At 65.4% G+C, this 6,081-nt stretch carries 8 protein-coding genes; 7 read left to right on the top strand and 1 reads right to left on the bottom strand.

Features of this window, described 5'->3' with window-relative positions:
* Positions 1-914: FUSC family protein (locus RJ03_RS21865; protein WP_036505346.1), on the top strand; the 914-nt coding region annotated here is incomplete at its 5' end.
* Positions 914-1,465, top strand: a complete 552-nt coding sequence (locus tag RJ03_RS21860; RefSeq protein WP_051025048.1) for a MarR family winged helix-turn-helix transcriptional regulator — start codon at positions 914-916, stop codon at positions 1,463-1,465. The genes RJ03_RS21865 and RJ03_RS21860, both read left to right, overlap by 1 nt.
* 83 nt (positions 1,466-1,548) lie before the next feature.
* Here RJ03_RS21860 and RJ03_RS21855 read toward each other — a convergent pair whose 3' ends face one another.
* On the bottom strand, positions 1,549-2,652 hold the full coding sequence (locus RJ03_RS21855; protein WP_167331998.1) for a glycosyltransferase family 4 protein: 1,104 nt from the start codon (positions 2,650-2,652) through the stop codon (positions 1,549-1,551).
* An 879-nt stretch (positions 2,653-3,531) separates the two neighbouring features.
* On the opposite strand from RJ03_RS21855, the gene RJ03_RS21850 reads away from it, so the two are divergent.
* The 5 genes from RJ03_RS21850 to RJ03_RS21830 are packed head-to-tail and all read left to right on the top strand — an operon-like array spanning position 3,532 to position 6,062.
* Complete coding sequence (locus RJ03_RS21850) at positions 3,532-3,912, top strand: ATP synthase subunit I (RefSeq protein WP_030515130.1); 381 nt, start codon at positions 3,532-3,534, stop codon at positions 3,910-3,912.
* Positions 3,909-4,670, top strand: a complete 762-nt coding sequence (atpB, locus tag RJ03_RS21845) for a F0F1 ATP synthase subunit A (RefSeq protein ID WP_174372335.1) — start codon at positions 3,909-3,911, stop codon at positions 4,668-4,670. Before RJ03_RS21850 ends, atpB begins: the two co-directional genes overlap by 4 nt.
* Positions 4,671-4,726: 56 nt before the next feature.
* A complete protein-coding gene (locus RJ03_RS21840) occupies positions 4,727-4,978 on the top strand; it encodes a F0F1 ATP synthase subunit C (protein ID WP_025352811.1) in 252 nt (83 codons plus the stop codon).
* A gap of 8 nt (positions 4,979-4,986) precedes the next feature.
* Positions 4,987-5,487, top strand: a complete 501-nt coding sequence (locus tag RJ03_RS21835) for a F0F1 ATP synthase subunit B (protein ID WP_036505341.1) — start codon at positions 4,987-4,989, stop codon at positions 5,485-5,487.
* Positions 5,487-6,062 (top strand): F0F1 ATP synthase subunit B family protein, encoded by a 576-nt coding sequence (locus tag RJ03_RS21830; RefSeq protein WP_051025046.1) that lies wholly within the window; start codon positions 5,487-5,489, stop codon positions 6,060-6,062. The genes RJ03_RS21835 and RJ03_RS21830 overlap by 1 nt, the downstream gene beginning before the upstream one ends.
* Positions 6,063-6,081: the final 19 nt, after the last annotated feature.

The following is a 6,081-nucleotide window of genomic DNA, read 5'->3' as shown; positions in this document are numbered from 1 at the left end:
ATTTCACGGCAACTCGGGAGCGAACCCGAATCGACGCCGACACCCTCGAGCAGTACGCGCGCACCCTGCGCCGCGGCCGCGACATCCCCCGGATCCATTGCGCCGCAGCCGAAGAGTCGGAGATTCGCGGTATGGGCCTCGGCCGAACCGGAGGCGTCCGCGGTGCGGCGTTGCGGCGCGTGGGCCGTGCCTTCCTGCCCGGTGCCGCCGGACTGCCGCTCGCCACCCGCGTCACCCTCGGTTCCGCGGCCGCGGGCTGGATCTCGTTGGCGCTGGGCGTGAATCGCCCGTACTGGGCGGTGATGACCGCCGCCGTTCTGATCGTCGCCAACACCGCGCAGTCGTGGCAGCGTACTGTGCAACGCGTGCTGGGCAATCTGGTGGGTGTCGCGCTGTTCACGGCGGTGGCGCCGTGGGCGCACAGCGCCGTCGCGCTGGTGGTGATGGCTCTGGTCTGTCAGGTGATCGTCGAGGCCACCATCTCCCGGAACTATTGGGTCGCTTCGGTGTTCATCACACCGATGGCTCTCGCGATGGTGGAGTTCGCCACTCCGCGCCCGGCCTCCGAACTCGGACTCGATCGCTGGCTCGACACCTGCGTGGGTGCGGTGATCGCCGTCCTGATCTGTTTCGCCGTACCCAATCGCCGGATCACCGACCGGGTGGCGGCGGCGCTGGGCGAACTCGATGCCGCGATCGGCCGCGCCCGCCGGGCGGTGGACTCCGGTACCGGCGGTCCCGCCGACCGGGCTCGGCTCGCGGCCGCCCTGATCGAGGTGCGCACCTGCGCCGACACCGCCGCGGGGGAGTGGTGGAGCGCGCCGCTTCCCGACGAACGCATCGTCGCCGCGGAACGCACCGGACATCAGCTGCTGGATCGGTTGCCGGTCCGGACCCTCGCGGCGGTGTCGTGATGACCGCGCGGACTCCGGCCGGAACGCGCGGCGCCGTCGCCGACACCGCCGACGATGCCGTCGCCGAGGTGATGCGGCAGTGGGCGCGGGCCGCCCCCGAGCTCGATCTGAGTCCGATCGCGGTGATCGGCCGCATCACTCGCTGTGCGGCGCTGCTGCAACAGGTCGCCGACGCACCGCTGGGCGACGAGGACCTGGCGCGACCGGAATTCGACATTCTGCTGGCGCTGCGGCGCGTCGGCGGTGAACTCACGCCGGGCCGGCTGGCACGCGAAACGTTCGCCTCGCCCGCCGCTGTCACCAAACGGCTGCGGGGACTGGAAGAGCGCGGGCTCGTCGGCCGGCGGGCCGATACCAGGGACCGGCGGGTCTCCCATATCGCGCTGAGCGCGGACGGCCGTGCGCTGATCGATCGGCTGATGCCGCGCCAGCTGGCCTACGAGGCGGGATTGCTGTCCGGACTACCGGACGACGACCAGCGCGAACTCGCCCGCATCCTGGCCGATGTGCTGGTGCGGTGGGAAGGGCGCTTCGGCGGCTTGCCCCGCTGATGCCCGCGGCGACTCGATCGGCGAGGACGCCCGCATCCGGTCGTGCGAGACGCGGACCGGATGCGGGTGGATTCGCCTGCGAATCAGCCGTTTCCGACGGCCGAGAGCGGGCGGATCAGGGGAACGCCGTCGGATGCGACGGGTACCGGGACACCGGCGAGTTTGTCGATCGCCGCGTAATAGGCGGATTCGTATCCGGCGCCCAATTGGTCGACGGAGAACTTCTCCACCACCCGGCGCCGGCAGGCGGCCGGGTCGATCTCGTCGGCCGCGGCGATGGCCGCGGGCAGTTCGGCGGGATCGTCGCAGATGATGCCCGTGACCCCGTGGTCGACGACTTCTTCGACCGCGCCGCCACGCAGAGCCACCACCGGGGTGCCGCAGGCCATCGCCTCGATCATCACGATGCCGAACGGCTCCTCCCAGCGGATCGGGAACAGCAGGCAGCGCGCCGAGGCGAGCAGCAGCCGTTTCGCGATCTGATCGGCCTCGCCGAAGACGAAATCGGTGTCGCGCAGCAGCGGCCGCACCGCGTTCTCGAAGTAGGCCTTCTCCGGGGGCTCGTTCATCTTCGCCGCCAGCACCAGCGGGATCCCCGCCTCGTGCGCGGCGTGCAGGGCCAGATCGGGACCCTTGTACGGGGCATAGCGCCCCAGAAACAGGCCGAAGTCCTGTTTGCGGGTCTGGAACGGCCATTCGGCCGGGCGGACCGTGTTGTAGACGCGGCCGACCCAGTTGAGATTCTCCGCGAGTGAGCGCTGCCGATCGCTGATCGCGACGAACTGCGCGGTATCGGTCAGCGAGGTGTAGTACTCCTGCGCTTCCCCGTCGACCGGACCGTGCACCGTGACCACGGTCGGAATGCCGAGGGCGGTGTACATCGGAGCGTTGAGCGGCCCCGCGAAGGTGTGGTCGTGGACGACATCGATCCGTTCGGTCTGCGCCAGTTCGGTGATGATGCGCCGAACCTTGAGCGCGTTGAGAACCTCCGGGAACGGATCGCCGAGGCGATCGGCGAGGATGTCGTCCCATACCCGGATGAACCGGGCGGTAGTCCCGGAGCGGCCGGCGCCCAGCAGGGTCACCTTGTGCCCACGTGCTACCAGTGCGTCCGCCAGTTGAGCCACCACGGCTTCGACGCCGCCGTAACCGGCAGGCGGCACTTCGAAGTACGGCGGTGCGACCATCACGATGTGCAAGGGCGCGCCGGATTCGTGGAGCCGGTAGATCAAGGATTCCGAGTCCGCCAGTGAAGCGTCCTCCAACGAGGCCGAGTACGCCGATTCCGGGTAGTGCAAGGAGTCGTCGTACTCGACGGGACTGGAGCCGGACGGACCCGAGGAATCCGAGCCTGACGGGTTACTGCTCATGGTACTGCCTCCTCAACGTGTGAAGCTGCGACCAAGCATGGCGAGAGACCAGAAACCACCAGGCGTCTCTCGGGACTTCGGTTTCCCTCATCGGGCGGGCCGGAGCGACCCGGTGGGTGATGTACCCAGCAGACGTCACGGTAACCCCTCGACAGTAAATTGTCCGGGAATGCCTGGTAGAACACGAAATTTGTGCGACCTGACCTGGGCCGACGGGTGGGATTGCCGAGCCGTAGGACATCGCGGCGGACCGTGTCGCCGCCCCTGCCGGGGTGTCCGGGGCCGGCGGTGGGCTTCGGCGGCACCGCCCTCGGACGCCCGGGGCGCACATATATAAGGCATAGATGAATCGACGAATCGAAATCTCGACAATTCGGGCAATATAGACAAATTGCAGTTGCGACGCGCCGATGATTTTACCATTTCACGGCAGAGTATTGACCGTTGATTTACCATTGCCGCACCGCTGCGAGCGGCGTCCGAATGTCCCGGAAAACGCCCTCATTTGCAGGTCGTACGGCGTAGAAGACGATAGCCGGTCGATGACTGAGCCTATTCGCCCGGAGCGTCCGGCGCAAAATTCAAGATCAAGTATATGAAGATCAAAAATGTTGCTACGCAAGAAGGTTGGTCTGTGTAAGCTGACCTCGATCACGACCTACTACGAGGTGGGATGGCGGCGATGGTGGTGTCGCAGTGAGTATCGACAAACTCCGGCTGCGCCGTGCGAGCTACATGGTAGCCGCATTCGGTGTGCTGGCTTTGGTGGTGACCGGTCCGCTGGATCGGTTGATGTTGGGTGTTTTCATCTGTATCGGGCTGGGGCTGGGATGGCTGAACGCGCAATTGACATTGCGATCGGTCACCGGCATCACCCGCTCGGAATCGCCGAATAAGCAGGCGCTGGCCTTGTCGACGGCCGCGCGGCTGATCATCGTCACCGTGCTGGCGATCATCGTGGCGTTCCTGACGCGCCCGAACGGTGTGGGCATCTTCTTCGGACTCGCGTTGTTCCAGGTGATCCTCGTCTTGCATACCGTCGTGCCCGAGTGGAGAGGGCTCCGTCAGCAGTCATGAGCAGCACTATCGCGACGATGATCCTGGCCGATGAAGAGCCGAAGATCGAAGTAGGTCACCACGCCACCACCGAACTCTGGGGATTGACGTTCAACGTCGACACCATCCTCTCGACGGCGGTCGCCGCGGTGATCGTCATCGCCTTGGCTCTCTTCCTTCGCATGAAGATCACCTCGGGCGTACCGAACGGCGTCCAGTTGTTCTTCGAAACCGTCACCGTGCAGATGCGTGGGCAGGTGGAGTCCGCGATCGGCATGCGTATCGCGCCCTTCGTATTGCCGTTGGCGGTAACGCTTTTCACCTTCATCCTGCTGTCGAACTGGATATCGGTGCTGCCGATGCAGTACGGCCGCGGCGAATTCATCTTCCCCCCGGCCTCCGATGTCAATTTCGTCTACGCCCTGGCATTGTTCGTCTTCGTCTTCTACCACGCCGCGGGTGTCAGACGCCGCGGTCCGGTGACGCACGTGAAACAGTTGCTGAAGGGCCACACGGGGTGGGGGCCGATGGTGTTGATCAACATCATCGAAGAGATCGCCAAGCCGTTGTCGCTGTCGCTGCGATTGTTCGGAAATATGTTCGCCGGCGGCGTCATGGTCGCGGTGATCGCACTGTTCCCGTACTGGATCGCGTGGGGCCCCAACGCCATTTGGAAGTTGTTCGACTTGTTCGTCGGCGCCATTCAGGCGTTCATCTTCGCGCTTTTGACCGTCCTCTACTTCAGCCAATCCATGACGCTGGAGCACGAAAACCACTGAACGGCAGTCCCGATCGGCCCCACCGATCGGTCAACGTTGGAGAACAGGAAGAGAAAATGGCAGCAGATCCAGCAATCGTCCAGGGTGCCCTCATCGGCGGTGGCCTCATCATGGCCGGTGGCGCCATCGGCGCGGGTATCGGTGACGGTCTGGCCGGTTCGGCACTGATCAACGGCGTCACCCGGCAGCCCGAGGCCGAGGGCCGGTTGCGCGGTAACTTCTTCCTGACCGTCGGTCTGGTCGAGGCCGCGTACTTCATCAACCTCGCGTTCATGGCGCTGTTCGTATTCGCAACTCCCGGTAAGTAATCGGCGAGATGTCCGCGCGAACCGATGTGGTGGCCGAGGGGAACTTCCTCATCCCCAACGGCACCTTCTTCGTCGAGCTGATCATTTTCCTGATCGTGCTCGGAGTCATCTGGTTCTTCGTCGTTCCGCCGATCCGCAAGGTGCTGACCGAACGCGAGGAGCGGGTGGAGGCGACCGCCGCCAACGCCAAAGAGGCGAAACAGGTCTTCGCCGACGCCCAGGCGAAATATGAGACGGCGCTGGAACAGGCCCGTACCGAGGCGGCCGACATCCGCAACGAGGCACGGGCCCAGGGCCGGGCGATCATGGACGACCTGCGGACGCAGGCACAGCAGGAGGTCGACGGCATCGTCGCCGAATCCGCTGCCCATCTGCGCGCCGAGGCCGACCGCGTCAAGTCCGAGCTGCGACTCGAGGTCGAGCCGCTGGCCCAATCGCTCGCCGATCAGGTGATCGGTGACAGTCGCCACGCCGGCACCGCCGGTCGTAGGAGGGGCAGGGATTCGTAATGATTGACACCAGCGGCGGTGTGCTTGCCGCAGGCGGATACCAGATCACCTTCGACTGGCCGGTCTTCTTCAGTCAGCTGTTCGGCTTCGCCGTCATCATCTACATCATCTGGAAATGGGTCGTCCCGCCGGTGAAGAGGTTGATGGCCAAGAGCCAGGACGCGATCGCCAAGCAGCTCACCGAAAGCGATCACGCGGCACAGCAGTTGGAGGAGGCCAAGCGCTCCTACGCGAACGCCCTCACCGAAGCGCACACCGAACTCGAGCAGATTCGCGCCGACGCGCGCGCCGACGCCGAGTACATCGTGGCGCAGATGCGAGAAGCGGCCGCGGCGGAGGTCGAACGGGTGCGACGGCAGGGCCGCGATCAGGTCGCCCAGCTGCGTCGCCAGATGGTGCGCGATCTGGAAACGGATCTGGCGGCCGCGATGCTGGCGATCACCGAGGAGAAGGTGCGCGACCAGGTGGCCACCCCCGAGGCGAAGTCGGACAGTATCGAACGGTTCCTCGAGGACCTGGAGATCCTGGCGAACTCGTCGTCGGTCAAACGGCAGGCCCAACCGGGCTGGAACTGAACATCGTGTGCGAGTAGCC

The organism is Nocardia aobensis NBRC 100429 (assembly GCF_000308375.1).
In the GTDB taxonomy this organism is placed as follows: domain Bacteria; phylum Actinomycetota; class Actinomycetes; order Mycobacteriales; family Mycobacteriaceae; genus Nocardia; species Nocardia aobensis.
Note: the sequence above shows the minus strand (reverse complement) of the source record. Positions and strands in the feature narration are given on the sequence as shown.